This is a genomic window from Streptomyces sp. CA-135486, assembly GCF_050936555.1.
In the GTDB taxonomy this organism is placed as follows: Bacteria; Actinomycetota; Actinomycetes; order Streptomycetales; family Streptomycetaceae; genus Streptomyces.
On sequence record NZ_JBNJMM010000001.1, the window covers coordinates 2,771,905 to 2,795,516 of the forward strand.

The following is a 23,612-nucleotide window of genomic DNA, read 5'->3' on the forward strand; positions in this document are numbered from 1 at the left end:
TCTGAGGACACGTCTATGTACAAGCTCTTCTTCCACCTCGTCTTCAAGCGGATGGACCCGGAGCAGGCCCACTATCTGGCCTTCCGCTGGATCCGGCTCGCGGCCCGCATCCCCGTACTGCGCACCCTCGTCGCGGCCGTCCTCGCGCCCCGCTACAAGGAACTGCGCACGGAGGCGCTCGGCCTGCGGATGCACGGCCCCTTCGGGCTCGCCGCCGGCTTCGACAAGAACGCCGTCGCCATCGACGGCATGTCGATGCTCGGCTTCGACCACATCGAGATCGGCACGGTCACCGGCGAGCCGCAGCCCGGCAACCCCAAGCAGCGCCTCTTCCGCCTCGTACCGGACCGTGCGCTGATCAACCGCATGGGCTTCAACAACGAGGGCTCCGCCGCCGTCGCCGAGCGTCTGCACGCGCGCGTGCCGGTCTTCAGGACCGTCGTGGGCGTCAACATCGGCAAGACCAAGGTCGTGCCGGAGGCCGACGCCGCCGACGACTATGTGAAGTCGACCGAGCGGCTCGCCCGCCACGCCGACTACCTCGTCGTGAACGTCTCCTCGCCGAACACGCCCGGCCTGCGCAATCTCCAGGCGACCGAGTCGCTGCGCCCGCTGCTCACCGCCGTGCGCGAGGCGGCCGACCGCAGCGTGGCGGACCGTCGCGTCCCGCTGCTCGTCAAGATCGCCCCCGACCTGGCGGACGAGGACGTCGACGCGGTGGCCGACCTGGCCCTCGAACTCGGCCTGGACGGCATCATCGCCACCAACACCACCATCGCCCGCGACGGACTCGGCCTGAAGTCCGACCCGGAGCTGGTCAAGGAGACCGGCGGACTGTCCGGCGCGCCGGTCAAGGACCGCTCGCTGGCGGTCCTGCGCAGGCTGTACGCGCGCGTGGGCGACCGGATCACGCTGGTGGGCGTCGGGGGCGTCGAGAACGCCGAGGACGCCTGGCAGCGCATCCTGGCGGGCGCCACGCTCGTCCAGGGCTACAGCGCCTTCATCTACGAGGGCCCGTTCTATGCACGTGCCATTCACAAGGGGCTGGCCGCGCGGCTCGCGGCCAGCCCGTACGCCAGCCTCGCCGAGGCGGTGGGGGCGGCCGCCCCGAAGAACCACGCGTGAGAGCACTCGGAGGCGTCCGGCGGCTGCCGCCGGACGCCCGCCGCGCAGCCGCTTCGCCGCGCGCGTGCGCGATCATCCACGGAGGAACTGCCATGACCGACACCACCGAGACCTTCGGCGCGCGCCTGCGCCGCGCCATGGACACCCGCGGTCCGCTCTGCGTCGGCATCGACCCGCACGCGTCCCTGCTCTCCGCCTGGGGCCTGAACGACGACATCCAGGGTCTTGAGACCTTCACGCGTACGGTCGTCGACGCCCTGGCCGGCCACGTCGCCGTCGTCAAGCCGCAGAGCGCCTTCTTCGAGCGCTTCGGCTCGCGCGGCATCGCCGTCCTGGAGCGGGCCGTGGTCGACCTGCGGGACGCGGGCGCGCTGGTCGTCATGGACGCCAAGCGCGGCGACATCGGCTCCACCATGGCGGCGTACGCCGAGACCTTCCTGCGCAAGGACTCGCCGCTGTTCTCGGACGCGCTGACGGTCTCGCCGTACCTCGGCTACGGCTCGCTCAGGCCCGCGGTCGACCTGGCGCGCGAGAGCGGGGCCGGTCTGTTCGTGCTGGCCCTCACCTCCAACCCGGAGGGTGCCGAGGTCCAGCGGGCGGTGCGCGAGGACGGCCGCACCATCGGCGCCACGATGCTCGGCCACCTCGCCGACGAGAACGCGGGCGAGACCCCCATGGGCTCCTTCGGCGCGGTCGTCGGCGCGACGCTCGGCGACCTGTCGTCGTTCGACCTGGACATCAACGGCCCACTGCTGGCCCCCGGCATCGGCGCGCAGGGCGCGACGCCGGCCGATCTGCCGGGTGTCTTCGGCGCAGCCATGCGGAACGTCGTTCCGAACGTCAGCCGAGGCGTGCTGAAGTACGGCCCGGACGCGACGGCGCTGCGCGAGGCCGCCGCGCGGTACGCGGACGAGGTCCGATCGGCGGTTTCGGGCGCCTGACACCCCCGCCAGGGGGTCCTCGCCGTGCCGAAGAGGGTCCTCGAAAACCTATCCAACGACCGCATTGAGAGATTCTTGGCCGAAATCCCAGTCGTTATGCCCTAAATGTCCTGGTCGGTCTATGCTGACCAGGACTTTTCGTCTGTTCTCGCTGACTGGAGCGGCCATGGCCGCTAGTCTCCGTCGAAGAGCGAACGTGCAGTGCGTTGCTCGTTGCTCGCCAGGTGTGGGGCGACTAGGTTCCTCACCGGTCCGTATCCGACAAGTTCGACATCCGAGGTGACGTAGGCGTGGCTCTTCCGCCCCTTACCCCTGAACAGCGCGCAGCCGCGCTCGAAAAGGCCGCCGCGGCTCGCCGGGAGCGGGCCGAGGTCAAGAATCGACTCAAGCACTCCGGCGCCTCGCTCCACGAGGTCATCAAGCAGGGCCAGGAGAACGACGTCATCGGCAAGATGAAGGTCTCCGCTCTCCTTGAGTCCCTGCCGGGCGTGGGCAAGGTCCGCGCCAAGCAGATCATGGAGAGGCTCGGCATCTCCGAGAGCCGTCGTGTGCGCGGTCTCGGCTCGAACCAGATCGCCTCTCTGGAGCGCGAGTTCGGCGGCGGTGCCGCCTGACGTTCTCGGGCACTCCTGAGAACCTGGATAATCGCTGCATGGCAGCAGAGGTACGTCAGCGGCTGACCGTGCTCTCCGGCCCCTCAGGGGTCGGCAAGAGCACGGTCGTCGCCCATATGCGCAAGGCCCATCCCGGGGTGTGGCTCTCGGTGTCGGCGACCACACGAAAGCCGCGCCCCGGTGAGCGCCACGGCGTTCACTACTTCTTCGTCTCCGACGAGGAGTTCGACAAGCTGATCGCCAATGGCGAGCTGCTGGAGTGGGCCGAGTTCGCGGGCAACCGCTACGGCACGCCGCGGCGTGCGGTCCTCGAGCACCTGGAGGCGGGCGAGCCCGTGCTGCTGGAGATCGACCTCCAGGGTGCCCGGCAGGTCAAGGAGTCCATGCCGGACTCCCAGCTCGTCTTCCTGGCTCCGCCGAGCTGGGAGGAACTGGTCCGCCGGCTCACCGGCCGCGGCACCGAGTCCCCGGAGGTCATCCAGCGCCGACTGGAGGCCGCCAAGGTCGAGCTGGCCGCCGAGTCGGAGTTCGACATCACCCTGGTCAACACCTCCGTCGAGGACGTGGCGCGTGAGCTGCTAGCCTTGATGGCGGTGTCTCCTGGGGACTGAGCCTCAGCTCCCCAACACTGTTTGATCTTTTTCCCATCTTCGGAAGGTAGAGCGTGTCCTCTTCCATCACCGCGCCCGAGGGCATCATCAACCCGCCGATCGACGAGCTGCTCGAGGCCACTGACTCGAAGTACAGCCTCGTGATCTACGCCGCCAAGCGTGCGCGGCAGATCAATGCGTACTACTCGCAGCTCGGCGAGGGCCTGCTCGAGTACGTCGGTCCGCTCGTTGACACCCACGTGCACGAGAAGCCGCTCTCGATCGCCCTGCGCGAGATCAATGCGGGTCTGCTGACCTCCGAGGCCATTGAGGGCCCGGCTCAGTAAGGCGCACATCAGCACTTCATCCCAGGCCCGGCGGCGAGACTGCCGGGCCTGTGGTGTGTCATAGGTACCGAGTCGAGTGCTGGGAGATCCGGTGGACAAGCCGAAGGTCGTTCTGGGGGTCAGCGGGGGCATCGCCGCGTACAAGGCGTGCGAGCTGCTGCGCAGGCTGACCGAGTCCGGGCACGACGTACGCGTGGTGCCGACCGAGTCGGCGCTGCACTTCGTCGGCGCCGCGACCTGGTCGGCGCTCTCCGGCCACCCCGTCTCGACCGAGGTCTGGTCCGATGTGCACGAGGTTCCGCATGTACGGATCGGGCAGGGCGCGGATCTGGTGGTCGTCGCGCCCGCGACCGCCGACATGCTCGCCAAGGCGGCCCATGGCCTCGCCGACGACCTGCTCACCAACACGCTCCTCACGGCCCGCTGTCCGGTCGTCTTCGCCCCCGCGATGCACACCGAGATGTGGGAGCACCCCGCCACCCAGGAGAACGTCGCGACCCTGCGCCGCCGCGGGGCCGTCGTCATCGATCCCGCGGTCGGACGGCTCACCGGCGTCGACACCGGCAAGGGGCGGCTGCCCGACCCCGGCGAGATCTTCGAGGTCTGCCGCCGGGTACTCGCCCGAGGCGTGGCCGCCCCGGACCTCGCGGGCCGGCATGTGGTCGTCAGCGCGGGCGGCACGCGCGAGCCGCTGGACCCGGTGCGCTACATGGGTAACCGTTCTTCCGGCAAGCAGGGGTACGCGCTGGCCCGCACCGCCGCGGCCCGCGGCGCCCGCGTCACGCTCATCGAGGCCAACACCGGACTGCCGGACCCGGCGGGCGTCGACGTCGTCCACGTGGGCACGGCCGTCCAGCTGCGCGAGGCCGTGCTCAAGGCCGCGGCGGACGCCGACGCCGTGGTGATGGCCGCGGCTGTCGCGGACTTCCGCCCCGCCGCGTACGCCACCGGCAAGATCAAGAAGAAGGACGGTCAGGAGCCGGCCCCCGTCGAGCTGGTCCGCAACCCGGACATCCTCGCCGAGATCTCCACCGAGCGGGCCCGCCCCGGCCAGGTGATCGTCGGATTCGCCGCCGAGACGGACGACGTACTCGCCAACGGCCGCGAGAAGCTGCGCCGCAAGGGATGCGACCTGCTGGTCGTCAACGAGGTGGGGGAGCGCAAGACCTTCGGCTCCGAGGAGAACGAGGCAGTGGTGCTCGCCGCGGACGGCGGCGAGACGCCGGTGCCGTACGGGCCGAAGGAGTCCCTCGCGGACACGGTCTGGGACCTGACCGGCCCACGGCTCGGGTGAATTCTTGATTTCGCCTCAGTGGCCGGACAAAACCCTGTGAAATGCGACATAACTACGCAAGGGTGAGGGCTCTCGTTCCAGGATTCCGCGTCTGTCCTGCCCCGGAGCACAGGTCACGGGGCTCCCACGGAGCGAGACGGGTGGACCGCTGACGGAGGGCGGCAGATAAGCTGGCCGTGGAACGTCGCGGGGCGCAGCCCCCGGCCGGTCCGCCAATGATCAGCCAGCAGCCGCTGCAACCCCAGGGAGCATTGTGTCCCGTCGACTGTTCACCTCGGAGTCTGTGACCGAGGGTCACCCCGACAAGATCGCTGACCAGATCAGCGACACGATTCTCGACGCCCTTCTGCGGGAGGACCCGACGTCCCGGGTCGCCGTGGAGACCTTGATCACCACGGGTCTGGTGCACGTCGCCGGCGAGGTGACCACCAAGGCGTACGCCGACATCCCGACGCTCGTGCGCAACAAGATCCTCGAGATCGGCTACGACTCTTCGAAGAAGGGCTTCGACGGCGCGTCCTGTGGCGTCTCGGTCTCCATCGGCGCGCAGTCGCCGGACATCGCGCAGGGTGTCGACACCGCGTACGAGAAGCGTGTCGAGGGCGACGAGGACGAGCTCGACAAGCAGGGTGCCGGCGACCAGGGCCTGATGTTCGGCTACGCCTGCGACGAGACGCCCGAGCTGATGCCGCTGCCGATCTACGTGGCGCACCGGCTCTCCCGCCGCCTCTCGGAGGTCCGCAAGAACGGGACCATCCCGTACCTGCGCCCCGACGGCAAGACCCAGGTCACCATCGAGTACGACGGCGACAAGGCGGTGCGCCTGGACACCGTGGTCGTCTCCTCGCAGCACGCCTCCGACATCGACCTGGACTCGCTGCTCGCCCCGGACATCCGCGAGTTCGTCGTCGAGCACGTGCTCAAGCAGCTCGTCGACGACGGCATCAAGCTGGACACCGACGGCTACCGGCTGCTGGTCAACCCGACCGGCCGCTTCGAGATCGGTGGCCCGATGGGTGACGCCGGCCTGACCGGCCGCAAGATCATCATCGACACCTACGGCGGCATGGCCCGTCACGGCGGTGGCGCGTTCTCCGGCAAGGACCCGTCCAAGGTGGACCGCAGCGCCGCCTACGCGATGCGCTGGGTCGCCAAGAACATCGTCGCGGCAGGCCTCGCGGCCCGCTGCGAGGTCCAGGTCGCCTACGCGATCGGCAAGGCCGAGCCGGTCGGCCTGTTCGTCGAGACCTTCGGCACCGAGACGATCGACGTCGAGAAGATCGAGCAGGCCATCTCCGAGGTCTTCGACCTGCGCCCAGCCGCGATCATCCGCGACCTGGAGCTGCTGCGCCCGATCTACGCACAGACGGCGGCGTACGGCCACTTCGGCCGCGAGCTGGCGGACTTCACGTGGGAGCGCACGGACCGCGTGGAGGCGCTGCGCAAGGCTGCTGGGCTGTAGTAGTCCACGACGCTCAGGCGACGGCCCCGGACCGGCAGGTCCGGGGCCGTCCTGCGTCCGCAGGCAGGCCCCCGGGCGTCATCCGGGCCGGTGGGACTGTCAGTGACGTCTGGTAGGAATTTGGCTGTGAGCAGCGACAACAAGCAGCCCGAAGAGCCCGCCGCCGGTGGGCCCGAGCAGCTTGCGCTCATTCGGGAGACAGTGCGCAAGGCCCAGGTGCCGAAGGCCAAGCCGCGGACCTGGCGCGGGGCCGCGCTGGCCAAGGAGCTGCCCGTGGCCCGGGTGATGGTCAACAAGGGCGTGCTCCATCTCGATCAGTACTTCGACTACGCCGTGCCCGAGGAGCTCGACGCGGACGCCCAGCCCGGGGTGCGGGTGCGCGTGCGGTTCGGGGCCGGGGCGCATCGGGTGCGCGAGGGGCGGCGTGAAGGGGGCGGCCTGATCGACGGGTTTCTCATCGAGCGCCGGGCCGAGAGTGACTACGGGGGAGCGCTCGCCGCGCTCGCGTATGTCGTCTCGCCCGAGCCGGTGCTCAGCCCGGAGATGCTGGCTCTCGCGCGCGCCGTGGCCGATCGGTATGCGGGCAGCCTGGCGGACGTGTTGCAGCTCGCCATCCCGCCGAGGAACGGACGGGCCGAGGCCAAGCCGTCGCCGGAGCCACTGCCGCCGCCCGCCGCGCCCGAGGTCGCGAGCTGGGGGCGGTACGGACGGGGGGCGGCGTTTCTGGAGGCGCTGGCGGGCGGGGGCGCGCCGCGAGCCGTGTGGACCGCGCTGCCCGGGCCGCACTGGCCGGACGAACTGGCGCGGGCCGTCGCCGCGACGCTTGCCTCGGGGCGCGGCGCGCTGGTCGTCGTGCCCGACGGGCGGCGGGCTGCCCGGGTCGACTCCGCGCTCACCGCGCTGCTGGGAGAGGGCCGGCATGCCCTGCTGACGGCGGAGTCCGGGCCCGAGAAGCGGTACCGGCAGTGGCTCGCCGTGCGACGCGGGTCGGTGCGGGCCGTCGTCGGGACCAGGGCCGCGATGTTCGCCCCCGTACAGGACCTCGGGCTGGTCGCGGTCTGGGACGACGGCGATTCCAGCCACAGCGATGAGAACGCGCCGTTCCCGCACGTCCGCGAGGTGCTTGAGCTCAGGGCCGCGCACGACAAATGCGGCTTCCTGCTGGGGAGTACGAGCTGCACGGTCGAAGCGGCCCAGCTGGTGGAGAGCGGCTGGGCGCTGCCGCTGATCGCCGACCGCGAGCAGGTCCGCGGCGCCGCGCCCCTGGTGCGTACGGTCGGGGACCAGGACCTGGCCCGCGACGAGGCCGCACGGGCGGCCAGGCTGCCGAGTCTCGCCTGGCAGACCGTGCGGGACGGGCTGAAGAGCGGACCCGTGCTGGTCCAGGTGCCCAGGCGGGGCTATGTGCCCAGGCTCGCGTGCGAGCGGTGCCGTGCGCCCGCGCGGTGCCGGCACTGTGCGGGTCCGCTGGAGGCGCCCGACGAGCGCGACCTGAAGTGCGGTTGGTGCGGTCGTGGGGCGCCGGACTGGCACTGCGTGGAGTGCGGGAGTACGCGACTGCGCGCCCAGGTCGTGGGTTCACGGCGTACGGCGGAGGAGCTCGGCCGGGCCTTCCCCGCGGTCCAGGTCCGGACGTCCGGCCGGGACCATGTGCTGGACTCCGTGCCGGGGCGGCCCGCGCTGGTGGTGAGCACGCCCGGGGCGGAGCCGCTCGCCGAGGGCGGATACGCGGCGGCGCTGCTGCTCGACGGCTGGGCGATGCTCGGACGCCCCGATCTGCGATCGGGAGAGGACGCGCTGCGCCGCTGGATGGACGCCGCGGCGCTGGTACGGGGTCAGAGCGAGGGCGGCACCGTGGTGATCGTCGCCGAGCCGACGCTGCGGCCCGTGCAGGCGCTCGTGCGCTGGGACCCGGTCGGGCACGCGCAGCGCGAGCTGGCGGAGCGGGCGCAGCTCGGGTTCCCGCCGGTCTCGCGGATGGCGTCGGTGACGGGGCGGGCGGAGACGATCGCCGCGTTTGTGGCGACGGCCCAACTGCCGGGCGACGTGGAGGTGCTGGGGCCCGTGCCGCTGCCGGTCACGGACCCGGGCAGGCCTCGGCGGCCGGGCGATCCCCCGGTGGGCGAGACCTGGGAGCGGGCGCTGCTGAGGGTGCCGCCGGGCAGCGGGGCGGCGCTGGCGGCGGCCCTGAAGTCGGCGCAGGCGGCGAGGATGGCCCGGGGGGGCGTGGATCCGGTGCGGATCAGAATCGATCCGCCCGACATCGGCTGACGGCCGCGCCGCGGCTCGCGGTGCGCCGTCCGGCTTTGGGCGGGCGGCTGCGCGCGGTGCGACGCCCGCCGCGCGCACGCAAGGCGGGTGCGAGGTCATCCCGTGGCGGTTCGCCCGAGAAGCCACCCACCGGACAGCAACCGCCAACGCCCCCTGGCCCACGCCCACCACGAACCCGGTGACTACGAATGGCGGCTGCCCCCACCCGTCAAAGGGCAGGGGCAGCCGGGGGAAGCTCAGCCGTTGCGCGGGCCGGGGAAGGCGCTCGGGCGGGCCTCCTCGCGGAGGGATTGGCTGGTGATCGTCGGCTGCGGCGACATCGTGCGGGCGGCCGGGACGGCGGGCAGGCCCGGGACCACCGGCAGCGTGCGGGTCGTCGATGTCTCCGGGCCCCGGTCCACATCCGCGGAGCCCGACTGCTGGGCGCCCCGCCGCGCGCCGTAACGGCGGTGCACCGCCTGTTTGGTGACCCCGAGCGCCGAGCCCACCGCGTCCCACGAGAAGCCCAGCGAACGGTCGAAGTCCACCGCCGCCGTCACCAGTGTCTCGACGCTGTCCCGCAGCTCCTGCGCGAGACGGACGGTCGGGGCCGGGGCCCTGCCGTAGACGACGAAGCCCGTGGACGGGCCGGAGCGGCGCGGGCGGTAGACGTTCCCCAACTGGGCGGTGAGCGTGCGCAGTGCGTCCACCTGTCGGCGGACCCGCTCGATGTCGCGCACCAACAGGTGCAGGCTTGCCCGCGCTTGGGCGTCGTGGGTTGCGTGGTCGGCCATTGACAAGCCTCTCGAACCGGCGTTGAAAAGGGTCCGGGCCGCAACCGGGGCGGCCCGCTTCGGTCAATCTCTCTTGACCAACGCTCCACCCGGCCATGTGGTCACGCTCCTGGGGCGTATGCGCATATGCCAGGGGCGCGCGGTCATCCGTGCGCCCCTCTGTTGCCCCGGCCGGTGGACCGTCCCCTCGGCCCATAGACTGGTGCGTTGCCCGCCACCGACCCGAGACAGACAGGCAGTCAGCCACCGATGAAGCTCGTCTTCGCAGGCACCCCCGAGGTCGCCGTACCCGCCCTGGACGCCCTGATCGCCTCCGACCGGCATGAAGTGGCCGCCGTCGTCACCCGGCCCGACGCGCCCGCCGGACGCGGTCGGCATCTGGTGGCCAGCCCGGTCGCCCAGCGTGCCGAGGAGGCCGGGATCGAGGTGCTCAAGCCGGTCAAGCCGGGCGACGAGGCGTTCCTGGCCCGGCTGCGCGAGATCGCGCCGGACTGCTGCCCGGTCGTCGCCTACGGCGCGCTGCTGCCCAAGGTCGCCCTCGACGTGCCCGCCCGCGGCTGGGTCAATCTGCACTTCTCGCTGCTGCCCGCCTGGCGCGGCGCCGCTCCGGTGCAGCACGCGATCCTCGCCGGGGACGAGATGACGGGCGCCGCGACCTTCCAGATCGAGGAAGGCCTCGACTCCGGCCCCGTGTACGGGGTGATCACCGAGCATGTACGGCCCACGGACACCGCGGGCGACCTGCTCACCCGGCTCGCCTTCGCCGGCTCCGGGCTGCTGGCCGCGACCATGGACGGCATCGAGGACAGCACGCTCAAGGCCGTTCCGCAGCCGTCCGAGGGCGTCTCGGTCGCACCGAAGATCACTGTCGAGGACGCCCACGTCGACTGGCACGCCCCGGCGCTCCGCATCGACCGCGTCGTCCGCGGCTGCACCCCCGCGCCCGGTGCGTGGACGGTCTTCCGCGGGGAGCGGCTCAAACTCATCTCCGTACAGCTGCTCCCCGACCGCACGGATCTCGCGCCCGGCGTGCTCTCCGTCGGCAAGAACAATGTGTACGTCGGCACCGGATCGCATGCCGTCGAGCTGCTCTGGGTCCAGCCGCAGGGCAAGAAGCCAATGCGCGCCGCCGACTGGGCGCGCGGGGTGCGGATCGCCCCGGGCGAGAGGGTGGGCGCGCCGGACGTACGCTGAGAGGGTTCGTCCCATTCGGAAACGCGGAGCACCTTTGAACGAGCAGGCACGTCGCCGTCCCCACAAGCCGCACCGCCGCCCCAAGAAGGATCCTGTGCGGATGCTTGCCTTCGAGGCGCTGCGGGCCGTCGACGAGCGGGATGCGTACGCCAATCTCGTTCTGCCGCCCCTGCTGAAGAAGGCACGGGAGAAGGACGACTTCGACGCGCGGGACGCGGCGCTCGCCACCGAGCTGGTGTACGGGACGTTGCGCCGCCAGGGCACGTACGACGCGATCATCGCGGCGTGCGTCGACCGGCCGCTGCGTGAGGTCGACCCGCCGGTGCTCGATGTGCTCGCGCTCGGCGCGCACCAGCTGCTCGGGACGCGTATCCCGACGCATGCCGCGGTGTCGGCGAGTGTGGAGCTGGCGCGGGTGGTGCTCGGCGACGGACGGGCGAAGTTCGTCAACGCGGTGCTGCGCAAGATCGCGCAGGACGATCTGGATACCTGGCTGGAGCGGGTGGCACCGCCGTACGACGACGACGCCGAGGAGCATCTGGCCATCGTGCACTCGCATCCGCGGTGGGTCGTCTCCGCGCTGTGGGACTCCCTGGGCGGTGGGCGCGCGGGGATCGAGGACCTGCTGGATGCCGACAACGAGCGGCCCGAGGTCACGCTCGTCGCCCGGCCGGGACGTTCAACGACCGACGAGCTGTTCGATGTTCTGGGCGAGGAGTCCGGGCTGCCGGGGCGCTGGTCGCCGTATGCGGTGCGGCTGGCCGAGGGCGGCGAGCCCGGCGCGATCGAGGCCGTACGGGAGGGACGGGCCGGTGTGCAGGACGAGGGCAGCCAGCTCGTCGCGATCGCCCTGGCGAATGCTCCGCTGGAGGGTTCCGACGAGCGCTGGCTGGACGGCTGCGCGGGCCCCGGCGGCAAGGCCGCGCTGCTCGCCGCGCTCGCCGCGGAGCGGGGCGCGTCGCTGCTGGCCTCCGAGAAGCAGCCGCACCGCGCCCGGCTGGTCGAGCGGGCGCTGGCGGGCAACCCCGGCCCGTACCAGGTCATCGCCGCGGACGGCACCCGGCCGCCGTGGCGTCCCGGCTCCTTCGACCGGGTGCTCGTCGACGTCCCGTGCTCGGGTCTGGGCGCGCTGCGCCGGCGTCCTGAGGCCCGCTGGCGCCGGCGTCCCGAGGACCTGGAGGGTTTCGCTCCGCTCCAACGGGGGCTGCTGCGCGAGGCGTTGAACGCCGTACGGGTCGGGGGAGTGGTCGGGTACGCGACCTGCTCGCCGCATCTCGCCGAGACCCGGGTGGTCGTGGACGACGTCCTGAAGGGCCGCGGCGGCCCGCCCGTGGAGGCGGAGTGGTTGGACGCGAGGCCGCTGATGCCGGGCGTTCCCGCGCTCGGCGACGGGCCGGACGTGCAGCTGTGGCCGCATCTGCACGGCACGGACGCGATGTACTTGGCCCTGCTGCGCCGCACAGCCTGAGGCGACTCGGGCGCGTGCGGACCCTTAGCTCCTGTCAGGCTGATCAGGCCGGACAGGACCTAGGCGCAGGATGGGCACAGCCCGTGGTAGGTGATCTCGACCTCGGACACCGTGAAGCCGAGCCGTTCCTCCGCCGGGAGGTCGGCCAGCGGATTGCCGGTCGGGTGGACATCGCGGATGGTGCCGCAGTGGGAGCACACCAGGTGCTGGTGCGGGTGGTGTGCGTTGGGGTCGTAGCGCTTGGCGCGGCCGTTGGTGGTGACCTCTATGACCTCACCGAGGGAGACCAGCTCGCCCAGGGCGTTGTAGACGGTCGCCCGGGAGATCTCGGGCAGCCGCTCTGCCGCGCGGGCGTGCACCTCGTCGGCCGTGAGATGCACGTGGTCGCCGTCGAGGACCTCCGCAACGACACGCCGCTGGGAGGTCATCCGCCAGCCACGCCCTCGAAGTCGCTTCAGCAGGTCACTCATATCGGTTCACCTATTCAGGTTTGGTGGGTTCCCGAAGTTTACCGGGGTACATCCGGGTTCCTACTGGATATGGGTTTGGCGCGCTTATTGACTTGGACTCTGTCCATCGTAGGATCGGTTCCGGCAATAGCCAAGGGACAGGAAGACTCCAGTACGACAGGAGACAGAGACGTGACGGGACCACCGCCGAGCAGCTCGCGGTGCCGGCCTGCGGGTGACGGCCGCCCGCGCCGCGCTGCTCGGGACCGTCAGGGACTGTGACCGCCTTGGCACCGTCAGGGACTGTGACCACCTCGGCGTCGAGGCGATCGCCTCGGGGCGCGCTCGCGTGGGCCATATCTCCCTTCACGTCGTGTGTGAGGCCCCTGTGCCCCGACTGCTCCGCCGCCCGCACTTCCTGAGCAACGTGATCCGCCCAGTCCGGAAGGATTCCCATGTCTGAGAACCATGATGCAATCGTCACAGACGCGAAAGCGGAGGGCGCAGGTGGCTGCCCGGTCGCGCACGGGCGCGCCGCGCACCCGACTCAGGGCGGCGGAAACCGCCAGTGGTGGCCGGAGCGGCTCAATGTGAAGATCCTCGCCAAGAACCCCGCCGTGGCCAACCCCCTCGGCGAGGAGTTCGACTACGCGCAGGCGTTCAAGACCCTTGACCTCCCGGCAGTGAAGCAGGACATCGCGGAGGTGCTGACGACCTCGCAGGACTGGTGGCCCGCCGACTTCGGCCACTACGGCCCGTTCATGATCCGGATGGCGTGGCACAGCGCGGGCACCTACCGGATCAGCGACGGCCGCGGCGGCGGCGGGGCCGGTCAGCAGCGCTTCGCCCCTCTCAACAGCTGGCCGGACAACGGGAACCTCGACAAGGCCCGCCGCCTGCTGTGGCCGGTCAAGAAGAAGTACGGCCAGAGCCTCTCGTGGGCCGACCTCATGATCCTCGCCGGCAACGTCGCCCTGGAGTCGATGGGCTTCGAGACCTTCGGCTTCGGCGGCGGTCGTGCGGACGTCTGGGAGCCCGACGAGGACGTCTACTGGGGTCCCGAGACCACCTGGCTCGGCGACGAGCGCTACACCGGCGACCGGGAGCTGGAGAACCCCCTCGGCGCGGTCCAGATGGGCCTCATCTACGTCAACCCGGAGGGCCCGAACGGCAACCCGGACCCGCTGGCCGCGGCCCGCGACATCCGTGAGACGTTCCGCCGGATGGCGATGAACGACGAGGAGACGGTCGCCCTGATCGCGGGCGGTCACACCTTCGGCAAGACCCACGGTGCGGGCCCTGCGGACAGCGTGGGCGCCGACCCCGAGGCCGCCTCGATCGAGGAGCAGGGCCTCGGCTGGAAGAACGCCCACGGCACCGGCAAGGGTGGCGACACGATCACCAGCGGTCTCGAGGGCATCTGGACGAACACCCCGATCACGTGGGACAACAGCTTCTTCGAGATCCTGTTCGGCAACGAGTGGGAGCTGTTCAAGAGCCCCGCCGGCGCGCACCAGTGGCGGCCGAAGGACGGTGCCGGGGCGGGTACCGTCCCCGACGCCCACGACGCGTCGAAGAGCCACGCTCCGACGATGCTGACGACCGACCTCTCGCTCCGGTTCGACCCGGCCTACGAGCAGATCTCGCGGCGCTTCCTGGAGAACCCCGCCGAGTTCGCGGACGCCTTCGCCCGCGCGTGGTTCAAGCTGACGCACCGTGACATGGGCCCGATCGTGCGCTACCTCGGCCCTGAGGTGCCGGCCGAGACGCTGCTGTGGCAGGACCCCCTCCCCGCCGTGACGCACGAGCTCGTCGGCGCCGAGGACATCGCCTCCCTCAAGAGTCAGATCCTCAGCCAGGACCTGTCGGTGTCCCAGCTCGTGTCCACCGCGTGGGCGTCGGCTTCGTCCTTCCGCGGCAGCGACAAGCGCGGCGGCGCCAACGGTGCGCGCATCCGCCTCCAGCCGCAGAGCGGGTGGGAGGTCAACGACCCCGACCAGCTGGCGACGGTGCTGCGCACCCTGGAGGGGATCCAGCAGGCCTTCAACGCGGCCCAGACCGGCGGCAAGCAGATCTCGCTGGCCGACCTGATCGTGCTCGCCGGTGCCGCCGCCGTCGAGCAGGCCGCCAAGGACGCCGGCTTCGACGTCGAGGTCCCCTTCACGCCGGGCCGCGTGGACGCGTCGCAGGAGCAGACCGACGTGGAGTCGTTCGCCGCGCTCGAGCCGACCGCCGACGGGTTCCGCAACTACCTCGGGAAGGGCAACCGGCTGCCGGCCGAGTATCTGCTGCTCGACCGGGCGAACCTGCTGACTCTGAGCGCCCCCGAGCTGACGGTCCTCGTCGGTGGCCTGCGCGTGCTGGGCGCGAACTACCAGCAGTCGCCGCTCGGCGCCTTCACCACGACCCCCGGGTCCCTGACCAACGACTTCTTCGTCAACCTGCTCGACCTGGGCACGACGTGGAAGGCGACGTCCGAGGACGCGAACGCGTTCGAGGGTCGCGACGCCGCCACGGGCGAGGTCAAGTGGACCGGCAGCCGTGCCGACCTCGTCTTCGGGTCGAACTCCGAGCTGCGCGCGCTCGCGGAGGTCTACGCGAGCGACGACGCGAAGGGGAAGTTCGTGAACGACTTCGTCGCGGCCTGGGACAAGGTGATGAACCTCGACCGGTTCGACCTCGTCTGATCATGACGTCCAGGTCGGTCGGCGCCGGCCGACCTGGACGTCCTCAGTACGCGGAAACATGCCGGCGCCGTGATCCGCCGAACGCCGAGTGACTTGCTGCCGGGTATCCCCGGGAGATCGGCCGAATTCCCGGGCGGGACAGGGTGAGTAGCAGTCAGGTGACCATCCGCATGACAAGCCTGGCGAGCTCGTGCACGCGCTCCAGGGCTGCGGGCTCGATGCCTGCTCCCTCGGCCGCTGCCGCCAGGACCGAGACATCGGCCTCGGCGAGCTCGAGCACGGTTCGGTCGCCGATCAGCTCGCGCAGGCCCCTGACGCGCTGCGCGCCGCGCAGGGTGACCGCGGGCGCGGCAAGGATGTCGGCGGCGTTGCTCCGCTCGGCGCGTTCTGCCGCCTGCGCGGAGAAGGACGACCTGAGCACCTCCCGCTCGGCGCCGCTCAGCGAACGGCGGTCGGGCCGGAGGTCGGAGCTGCCGCAGCTGAAGGCCGCCCGGCCGAAGGCGAAGAGGAACCGGCGGTGCGCCAGCGGGTCGACGGTGACCGTGCCGAGAGTGTCGACCCGGAGGTCCGCCAGCACGATCCAGGGCGAGCAGCAGTCCGGGCATGGCCGGGTGCCCGTCTCCCTGATCCGCGAGGAGCAGCCGACGGCCTCACGCTGGTCGAGGTCGCGGTCCGTGAGGGTGGGCCCGATGTCGTCCTGTGAGGGGGGCGGCTCGCTGAAGGCGTCGTAGCAGTCCGGCAGTTCGTCGAGGATCGCCGGCACGAACCCTTCGAGCACCCGGCTGTACTCGCACGGTTCGTCGTCGCAACCGCATCCGCAGCCGCTCGTGCGAACGGGGCGGGTGCCGCGCTCCGCGTAGCGGACCGCGAGGTAGTACGTGCGCTGCGGGTCGCGGCGCTGCCGTACGGGGGCGCACCACGGGTCGACCGGGGTGGCGCACGTGTCGGCGGCGTCCGGCCGGGGCTCGCGGATGTCGATGCGTACCGGTGAGGGCACGGTCACCTCGTCGCCGCAAGCCGACAGCGCGTACCCGGCGCCGACCGTCAGCGACCAGGGGACGGTCTCCTCGCCGCCCGGGGCCGTGGTCGGGGTGACGCTCAGACCGCACGCGACACCCCAGCCGTGCAGCATCCGGTTGTGCCGACGGCCGCGGCCGATGACCCACTGCTGGAGGCTCTCCAGATCCGCGGGGCCGACCAACTGCCCGGTGAACCACCGTGGTCGCTCCGCCGCGGCGGCCGGGCCACACCCGCACCCGCGGTCACCGCCGCGGGTGTGGCCGCAGTCGCCGCCGCAGTCGTCGGTGAGCCCGGACTCGCCCAGGCCCAGTGGCACCGTGCCGGGAAACGCTCGCATGATGGTCATCCCCTCGTGAGGTGTCGGGCCGGTCATGACAGGACGACCCGGAACGCCCAGTGCGCCAGGCCGCCGGCGGTGCCGTCGTACAGCGTCTCGTCCCCGGTCGAGCGCGCTCCCAGTCCGGGGACCGGCTGGGGCAGCGAGTCGGCCTTCCAGACGCTGATCAGCGTCTGCGAGTCCAGCGCGGTGCCCGGGAAGTCGGCGTCCAGCAGGTCCCGCGGAGCGCCGCTCCCCACTGGCGAGCCGCCGACGAGGGGCGGAGTCGCCCGCAGCTGGACAAGCACCTCGAGGTCGCGGAATTCGTTCTGCCGCTCGTGGACGGGGAAGACGTAGCGGGCCGAGCCGTCGTCCGACACCTCCTCCTGCCCTGCGTCGAGCGGCAGGCGCACCACCCCATGCACGAACTCCCCGTCCCGCCCCATCCGCCAGGCCCGCAGCCACCCCTCGGGGTCGGCCACGGCCTCGGGCGCCAGGGGCCGGGAGACGACGATCTCGATTCGGGGCCGCCTGAGGTAGCGCTTGAGCAGATCGAGCCGTTCGGGCGTCGTCTGGTCGAGTACCGCCCTACCGGGCGGCCAGACCGCCAGCAGTCGCGGAGGCGGCTCGACCCGCCTCGCGGGCCGCAGGACGATGTGCAGCTCGCCGCCGGGGGCGCCGTCGCCGGTGGGCAGCCACGGCGGCGGGCCGAGCACGGCCTCGTCCACGAGATCCGCCAGCGCGGGGTCAAAGTCCCCGCCGAGCGGCAGCGCCCACAGCCGGTCCCGCGCGTCGACGCTCAGGCCGGTCGAGGCGAGTTCGGCGTCGAGGGCGAGCTGTTCGTCGGAGTTGGCCCGGATCGGGCCGCCGGCCGTCGAGCGGGCCATGACGACGAACGCGGTGTCCTCCCGTACGACGTCCTCGTTCACCTCCACCGACCAGGCGGCGGCGTCCCCGCCGCTGGGCGGGCTGACGTGGGTCAGCGCGCCGGTGGCCCGCTGTACGGTCAGCCGCCGGGCGCCGCGCCGGTCGAGCGCCCAGACGCCGAGCCAGGGCTCGGGGTAGTCCAGGCCCTGCTCGGCCATGTCGGCGTCGAAGCCCCACTCCAGCCGGGGCTCTTCGAGGAAAGCCTCGCGCGCCTGACCGTCGGCGTCCGGCCAGGGCCACAGGGCGACCACTCTCGGCGGCCGGGCCTGCGGCGGCCGGCAGCACGCGTCCAGCCGCTCGGCCAGACACAGGATGAGGTCGAGCAGTTCCCGGTTGGACCGGATGACCGTCCGTACACCGGTGTCCAGCGACCGGTGCCCGTCGCCGAACCACACGGTGGCCAGCGCAACGCACTCCTCGTCGCAGGCACAGCTCCGCGGGGCCAACTCGTCGAGCAGCAGCCGCCGGTCGGTGTCCCCGGGATCGCACAGCGCCTCGCACAACCTCTCCGGGGGCCCGGCCACCGGCGCCGGGTCACGAGTCACGGAGACCGCGTACGCCTCCCTGACCATGGACGGTACGCACACCGCCTCCTCCCCGCAGTCCAACGGAGGCACGCGTACCGGATCGGCCCCGCACTCGTGGTGGCAGAGCGCGACGGTGACGGATCCGTAGTCGACCGTCGAGTCGGTGGGCCGGCCGAGGCAGTCGGTCAGGCGGGCGGGGTCGATCTCGACGTCCTGGGGGACGATGACGAGCCGCCCCTTCCCGTCGACGGCGACCCCGGCCCCGATGACCACCGTGCCGGTGTCGGTCAGTTCCGGCTCCAGCCCGCAGAGCACACCGCTGCCGAGGCCGAGCCGGGTCGTCAGCTCGCGGGCCAGGCGGTGGTAGTCCTGCTCGGCCTGCCAGTGCCCGACCTCCATGAGTTTGCGCGGGAAGAACCTGTTGCGCCGCAGCGAGGTGAGCGGATCACAGCAGTCGTCGGAGCGGTCGCTGCAGCCGCACGGACCGTCGGGGTGGGAGGTCGGGGCCGATGCCTGGACCGGGGTCGGCGCGGTCATCTCGGGTGTCCTTTCGCAGTGGCGGCAAGGGAGGGATTCGTGGCGGGCAGGCGTACGGTGCCGAGCCGCTGCCCGGGGCCGTCGACGTGGACGTCGTACGACACGTCGTCGGCGAGGCCCGGCGGACCGCTGTTCGGCAGGTGGTCCCGGCCCACCACGGACGGAACCGCGGTCCACGGACGGGTCGCGCGGGTGCGGGCGAGGACGTGCGCCGGGCGCTCGCGCTGGACGACCGCGTCGACGGCCCGCACCTGGTCCGGCGTGCCGTCCGGCACGTGTACACAGACGCGGTGGGCCCGGTGCGCGTGGACGGGCCGCCCGGCCTCCTCGGGCCGGACGAGGGCCGAGGCGTCCAGCAGGGCAGTGCGGTCGAGCACCGGGGGGCCCGGGTCGGCGGGCACCAGCCCGGTCGTCAGCCCGAGGGCGCTCGTCGCCTCGGCCCCGTCCAGCCGCCACACCGCGGCGTCCCGCAGAGGCTCGACGACCTCGACCGGTACGCCGGTCTCCCGGCGGATCGCGTCGAGCAGGCCGCTCAGGGTGCCGCGTCGGCCGTGGCGTTCGACGGCCGTCGCGACGGACTCCCGCCGGTCCCGCGGCGCGGTCGGCAGCCGCGCCGGGTCGACGGCGACCCAGGCGGCCAGGCGTTCCAGCCAGGGCGCGTCGGCCCGGTCGGGTGCCACGGCCGGGTTGAGCAGGGCCGGCAGTTCCTCGAGGAGCGAACCGGTCTCGCGCAGCCGCGACCCCAGCAGCCCGGCGTACCGGCCGAGCAGCCCGTCGCCGTCGTCGGCCTCGTCCGCCTCCCGGGACAGCTGCCGATAGACCCGGGGCAGCTGAGTCACCGGGCCGAGGTCGTCGGTCTCGACCCGGATGTCGGCCACCCGGGGGGTGCCCGCGCCGTCCCCGCCCAGCTCGACGGCGAGCCACAGCGCGGCCTCCGGCCGACACAGGACGCGCACATCGACAGCCCCGACCGGGGCGGCCCGCCATCGGTCGGCGGGCGTGGGAACGGCGGACCGGTCGTCGTCGGCGTCCCCGTCGCGCGGTGGCGAGGGCGGGGGCGCCGACGAGGAGGCCGTACGGGTCCACACCCGAAGCCAGCACCCGGCCGGCAGGGGGGCCGAGAGACGTACGAGCACGCGCCGCCAGCGGTCCGCGGTGGTGGAGTCGACCTGCGCCGGATCCGGCAGCCCGGCCGGGACGACGGCGGTCCCGTGCCGCACGCGGGCCGCGCCGGAGCCGGCCAGCACCAGGTCTTCGGCATCGACGGCGGTCCCGACGAGCGTCGCGGTGGCCCAGTCACCGTGGGCGAGCCAGCGGGCCGCGCTCATGTCTGAAGTCCGATCCACTCGACGTGCCACCCCAGCGCCGACGAAAGCAGCGAGCCGAAGCCGGGACTCGCGACGACGTCGGTGGGGTTCACCGCGAGTTCGCCGTGCTCGCCGACCGCGGTGCCCGGCACGAGCGGTACGACGAGGTGGAACCGCCCGGTCTCGGGCGCCTCCACGAACGGCGTGCCGTCGACCAGCGTGTCGAGCCCGGTCGGGGAGGCGTCGGCGGGCAGCAGCCGCTCGCCCGCGACCCGCGCGAGGTACACGGGTACGTCGCCGAAGCCCGCCTCCGCGGTGTCGACCTCCGTCCACACCGCCCACGCCTCGTCACCGGTGCCGGCCCGGACCCGCCACCCGGTCCGTCCCGGCCGGGTTCGGCCGGACGCCCCGTACGGCGTGGGCGGCGGGCTGAGCATCCGGCGTGCCGCGGGATCGGGAGCGGCGGCGAGGCGGCAGCCGAACACGAGGATCTCGGCGAGCACGATGTCGTGCCCCGCCCGGACAGCGGCCGGGTCGCGCCAGGCGACGGTGGGCAGGTCCGAGCGGCGGACGGCTCCCTCGGCGCCGCAGGCTCCCGGGCGGTCGACCACGACCGCCTCGTCGTCCTCGGTCCAGCGCAGTACGAGGGCGTACGGGACGGGTTTTCCGTCGGGCCCGGCGGCGGTCGGCGGTACCGGCACGGTCAGCGCCTCGGGGAGGACGAGCTCGCGGCCAAGGACGTCGATGGCATACCCCGGGAGGAGACCGATGCCGACGGCCCCGGGGGCGCCGGTGACCGCGAGGCCCTGCGCGATGCCCCAGCCGTGCAGCGTCCGGTGGTGAAGGCGGCGCAGCCCGGTGTCGGCTTCCTGTTGGGCGGTGAGGTCGTCGGCGGTGAGCAGTTGGCCGGGAAAGAACACCGGGCGGTCGGTGCCCGGCAGCGGCGCCCTCGGCATCGTCATGGTCACTCCTGCGGATCGGTGAATCGTGGTCGTGCGGCGGGCAGCAGGGCCAGCCAGGCGAGGGCGGCCGGGGCCGCGTGCACGCGGGCGGCCGGTGGGGCGGTGCCGGTCGCCACGTACTGCCGGACGGCGAGGGTGAAGCCGGTCCGGTCGCCGTCCCGGACCTCCACCGTCGAGCTCGTCGCCGCCCCCGACGGGCGGTCGGCGAACCCGGCGACCACCGCCGGGGCGCCGTCCAGCCGGTGGACGCCGAGGTCCACCCGGGCCGACCAGGCCGACGCCACCCCGTCAACGGGGGAACCGCGCGGGACGAGGCCCCCCAGCTGTCGCGTCGGCCCCGGCCGCCGGGTCCACCGGCGTACGCCGTCCCCGTCCCGCACGCCGCCGTCGGCGTCGACGACCGCCAGCGGCACGTCGAGGTCCCGCACCTCCGCCGGGCGGCGGATACGCACGTCCGCGGCGGGCCCGCCGGCGCGGAGGGCCAGCACGACCACCACCTCCTGGCCGCGCGGGACCGGCTGCGACACCTCGCGGTGGAGAACTCCGAACCGGCCGCACCTGTCCACCGCGCAGCCCGGGGCGACGACGACCCGGCCACGCCGGGCGCGCACCGTCAGGCCCGCCGCGCAGCCCCAGGTCCGGTGCGCGGCGATGTGATGCCGCGCGAGCCGGCGCTCCGCCGGCCGCGGCCCGTCACGCAGGTCGTGGGCCAACACCCAAGCGCCGTCGACGTATTGGAGCCGGGGCTCGTGGGTCATGTCGTCCTCCCCGGGGTGACGGTGGTGAGGTTGAGCGTTCCGGCGAGCACGAGCTGAAACGGGCAGATGGTGATGTCGCCGCAGTCGCCGGTGCCGGGTTCGCGGGTCAGGGTGAGTTCCCCGACGTGGTCGACGCCCGGTACCGAGTCGAGGAGTTGGAGCAGCTCCGTACGGCGGACGGCGCGGCCGAAGGGCCAGCCGCGGCCCGCCGGCCCGCCGGAGATGGGGTGGAGGAAGCGCTCGACCGCGGCGGAGGCGGCGGCGACGACGTCCTCCGCCCGGGCGTCGGGCAGTGGCACGAGGCGCGCCGACACCGCGACGGAAACGTACTGCGGGCCGGTGACGAAGACTTGGGTGCCGAGTGTGCGGGCGGCCTCCAGCCGGGCCCTGACCCGCGCGAGCAGGCCGGGGCTCGGCTCGGGCCGCTCGGGCGGCAGGTGCGGCACGATGACGACGGTGACGCAGCCGTCGGCCACCAGGCCGGGCAGCCGAGCGTCGGTCTCGGGCAGGGCGCGTGCCCGGCGCAGCAGCGTGCCCGGGGTGGCGAGCGCGAGCCGCTCGAAGTCGGGCCCGGTCACCGCGCGTTCGGGAACGTCCAGTTCGCGTACGGCCTCCAGGGGCAGCTCGTCCAGGCTGGTCGCACCGGCGCGGCGCAGTGCGTCGGTGAGCCGGTCGTGGACCCACATCCGGCGCTCGACGCGCGCGGCGGCCGTGTCGATCGTCTCGGCGGGAGAGCCGGCTTCGAGCCCGGTCAGCAACTCGGCGCCGGTCAGGCCTGGCGGCCGGTCCTCCTGAGGGATGTCGACGGCCATTGGCGGGCGCAGCTCCCCGACCCCGGCGGCCGTGGTCCAGGTGCCTGCGGCGGTCACCCGTGCGCCCGGCGTGAGCAGCCGCCCGGTCCGGCCGTCCCCGAACCGTACGGTGACCGCATCGTCTTCAAGGTGGGCCGCCAGCTCGCGCGGCCCCGCCTCGGCCTGGTCGCGGACGAGACGGACGGCGTGCCGGGTTCCGTCCGGATCGAGGCATCCCAGCGTGGGCGCGGGCCCGCAGGAGGCCGCCGGCAGCGTGAACGCCTCGTCCGGCACTCCGGCTGCGGTACCCAGCACGCTCGCGAACGGCATGGCGGCGAGCGCCGCACCGGCGTTCACATGGATCGCCGCCAGAGAGGGGCCCGCGTCGTGGATCCCCGCCACCAGGCGGCACCGCACCCATGAGCACAACCTGCCGGCCAGCGCCCCCGCCACCGGGTCACCGAGCACCGATCGGGGCGCCGGCACCGGCAGGGTGAGCCGGACCCGACCGCTCCGGGTCAGGGCGGCGGTGTCCTCCTGTGTCCCTGCGGCGCCGACGGCCACCCATGCGGCGCCGTCCCAGACCTCCCACTCGGTACGCGCCGAGTGGTGCGGCCCCGGTGCGGCGGCCGCCTCGGGCGGGCCCGTGCCCGGCTCGGTGACCGCCCACAGGTCGAGCTCGGTGCCTGTCGGCAGGGCGGCGCCGTCCGCCGGTTCGAGCCCGACGAGGAACGCGCAGCCCACGGACGGCTCGGGCCCGAACGGTGGCACCGGCAACCCGGCCGCCGCCATGTCGGTCAGGTCCGTGCCGCCCGAGCGGTACTCCGCCTCTGCCGCGCCGGGCTCCGCGGAGGCCAGCGCCGTGATGGCCGCGCCGGAGACGATGACGTCGTCCAGGAGGGTCAGCGGCACCGTGCTGTCGTCCCGCCGCCCTGTCAGCACGAGGCCCGCGGGGATCCGGGCCGGGCCCGGGGGGCCGACGGTGAACCGCAGCAGGCAGGTGGCCGGCCGTGCCGGTGCGGTGGCATCCCCGATGAGGGCGAGGAGGAGGTGCCGCTCGCGGTCGGTGACGGCACCGGCGCGGTAGCCGTCGGCCTCGACGAGCCAGGTCAGCAGCTCCAGCAGGGCGATCCCGGGGTCGCTCGGGTTCTGGTCGGTCCAGCCGGGGGCAACCAGCGGCAGCTGGGCCCGGCCCGCGCGTACCAGGTCTGCCCACCGAAGGGTGTCGATCAGTGGTGGAAACAGTGGCATG

19 protein-coding genes are annotated in these 23,612 nt (G+C 72.8%); 11 read left to right on the forward strand and 8 right to left on the reverse strand.

Features of this window, described 5'->3' with window-relative positions; genetic code table 11:
- Positions 1-15 precede the first annotated feature (15 nt).
- The 8 genes from ACQEVG_RS12625 to ACQEVG_RS12660 all read left to right on the forward strand — a co-directional run bounded on the left by ACQEVG_RS12625 (position 16) and on the right by ACQEVG_RS12660 (position 8,644).
- On the forward strand, positions 16-1,125 hold the full coding sequence (locus tag ACQEVG_RS12625; RefSeq protein ID WP_432981496.1) for a quinone-dependent dihydroorotate dehydrogenase: 1,110 nt from the start codon (positions 16-18) through the stop codon (positions 1,123-1,125).
- Between the two features lie 92 nt (positions 1,126-1,217).
- Positions 1,218-2,066: an orotidine-5'-phosphate decarboxylase gene (gene pyrF / locus ACQEVG_RS12630; protein WP_432981499.1), complete on the forward strand. Its 849-nt coding sequence runs from the start codon at positions 1,218-1,220 to the stop codon at positions 2,064-2,066.
- Positions 2,067-2,356: 290 nt separating this feature from the next.
- Complete coding sequence (locus ACQEVG_RS12635) at positions 2,357-2,680, forward strand: integration host factor (RefSeq protein ID WP_005319887.1); 324 nt, start codon at positions 2,357-2,359, stop codon at positions 2,678-2,680.
- A 38-nt stretch (positions 2,681-2,718) separates the two neighbouring features.
- On the forward strand, positions 2,719-3,291 hold the full coding sequence (gmk, locus tag ACQEVG_RS12640; protein WP_432981502.1) for a guanylate kinase: 573 nt from the start codon (positions 2,719-2,721) through the stop codon (positions 3,289-3,291).
- A 53-nt stretch (positions 3,292-3,344) separates the two neighbouring features.
- Positions 3,345-3,617, forward strand: a complete 273-nt coding sequence (rpoZ, locus tag ACQEVG_RS12645) for a DNA-directed RNA polymerase subunit omega (protein WP_005319902.1) — start codon at positions 3,345-3,347, stop codon at positions 3,615-3,617.
- A gap of 91 nt (positions 3,618-3,708) precedes the next feature.
- Complete coding sequence (coaBC, locus tag ACQEVG_RS12650) at positions 3,709-4,911, forward strand: bifunctional phosphopantothenoylcysteine decarboxylase/phosphopantothenate--cysteine ligase CoaBC (RefSeq protein WP_432981505.1); 1,203 nt, start codon at positions 3,709-3,711, stop codon at positions 4,909-4,911.
- 253 nt (positions 4,912-5,164) lie between these two features.
- Positions 5,165-6,373, forward strand: a complete 1,209-nt coding sequence (metK, locus tag ACQEVG_RS12655) for a methionine adenosyltransferase (protein ID WP_432981508.1) — start codon at positions 5,165-5,167, stop codon at positions 6,371-6,373.
- Positions 6,374-6,499: 126 nt separating this feature from the next.
- Positions 6,500-8,644, forward strand: coding sequence for a primosomal protein N' (locus tag ACQEVG_RS12660; protein WP_432981511.1), 2,145 nt, complete (start codon positions 6,500-6,502; stop codon positions 8,642-8,644).
- 236 nt (positions 8,645-8,880) lie between these two features.
- On the opposite strand, the gene ACQEVG_RS12665 is transcribed toward ACQEVG_RS12660, so the two are convergent.
- Positions 8,881-9,417 (reverse strand): hypothetical protein, encoded by a 537-nt coding sequence (locus ACQEVG_RS12665; protein ID WP_432981514.1) that lies wholly within the window; start codon positions 9,415-9,417, stop codon positions 8,881-8,883.
- Positions 9,418-9,666: 249 nt separating this feature from the next.
- On the opposite strand from ACQEVG_RS12665, the gene fmt reads away from it, so the two are divergent.
- Both fmt and ACQEVG_RS12675 read left to right on the forward strand, forming a co-directional pair.
- Entirely contained in the window at positions 9,667-10,611 is a 945-nt protein-coding gene (gene fmt / locus ACQEVG_RS12670; protein ID WP_432981517.1) for a methionyl-tRNA formyltransferase, read from the forward strand.
- 34 nt (positions 10,612-10,645) lie between these two features.
- Positions 10,646-12,079 carry an RsmB/NOP family class I SAM-dependent RNA methyltransferase gene (locus ACQEVG_RS12675; RefSeq protein WP_432981520.1) on the forward strand — a complete coding sequence of 478 codons (1,434 nt, stop codon included), beginning with the start codon at positions 10,646-10,648 and terminating at the stop codon, positions 12,077-12,079.
- A 59-nt stretch (positions 12,080-12,138) separates the two neighbouring features.
- Here ACQEVG_RS12675 and ACQEVG_RS12680 read toward each other — a convergent pair whose 3' ends face one another.
- The gene (locus ACQEVG_RS12680; protein WP_432981523.1) at positions 12,139-12,549 is read right to left on the reverse strand and encodes a Fur family transcriptional regulator; all 411 of its coding nucleotides are present in this window, start codon (positions 12,547-12,549) and stop codon (positions 12,139-12,141) included.
- Between the two features lie 434 nt (positions 12,550-12,983).
- Between ACQEVG_RS12680 and katG the strand changes: the two genes are divergently transcribed.
- Positions 12,984-15,215, forward strand: coding sequence for a catalase/peroxidase HPI (gene katG / locus ACQEVG_RS12685; RefSeq protein WP_432981526.1), 2,232 nt, complete (start codon positions 12,984-12,986; stop codon positions 15,213-15,215).
- Positions 15,216-15,369: 154 nt separating this feature from the next.
- On the opposite strand, the gene ACQEVG_RS12690 is transcribed toward katG, so the two are convergent.
- From ACQEVG_RS12690 to ACQEVG_RS12715, 6 genes are read right to left on the reverse strand one after another with little or no spacing between them, the layout of a single operon-like run.
- Positions 15,370-16,572 carry a hypothetical protein gene (locus ACQEVG_RS12690; protein ID WP_432981529.1) on the reverse strand — a complete coding sequence of 401 codons (1,203 nt, stop codon included), beginning with the start codon at positions 16,570-16,572 and terminating at the stop codon, positions 15,370-15,372.
- A 32-nt stretch (positions 16,573-16,604) separates the two neighbouring features.
- Positions 16,605-18,542, reverse strand: coding sequence for a hypothetical protein (locus ACQEVG_RS12695; protein WP_432981532.1), 1,938 nt, complete (start codon positions 18,540-18,542; stop codon positions 16,605-16,607).
- Positions 18,539-19,870 carry a phage tail protein gene (locus tag ACQEVG_RS12700; RefSeq protein ID WP_432981535.1) on the reverse strand — a complete coding sequence of 444 codons (1,332 nt, stop codon included), beginning with the start codon at positions 19,868-19,870 and terminating at the stop codon, positions 18,539-18,541. The genes ACQEVG_RS12695 and ACQEVG_RS12700 overlap by 4 nt, the downstream gene beginning before the upstream one ends.
- Positions 19,867-20,811, reverse strand: a complete 945-nt coding sequence (locus ACQEVG_RS12705) for a hypothetical protein (protein ID WP_432981538.1) — start codon at positions 20,809-20,811, stop codon at positions 19,867-19,869. Before ACQEVG_RS12705 ends, ACQEVG_RS12700 begins: the two co-directional genes overlap by 4 nt.
- Positions 20,812-20,813: 2 nt before the next feature.
- A complete protein-coding gene (locus ACQEVG_RS12710; RefSeq protein ID WP_432981541.1) occupies positions 20,814-21,569 on the reverse strand; it encodes a hypothetical protein in 756 nt (251 codons plus the stop codon).
- Positions 21,566-23,611, reverse strand: a complete 2,046-nt coding sequence (locus ACQEVG_RS12715; protein ID WP_432981544.1) for a baseplate J/gp47 family protein — start codon at positions 23,609-23,611, stop codon at positions 21,566-21,568. The genes ACQEVG_RS12710 and ACQEVG_RS12715 overlap by 4 nt, the downstream gene beginning before the upstream one ends.
- Position 23,612 lies beyond the last annotated feature (1 nt).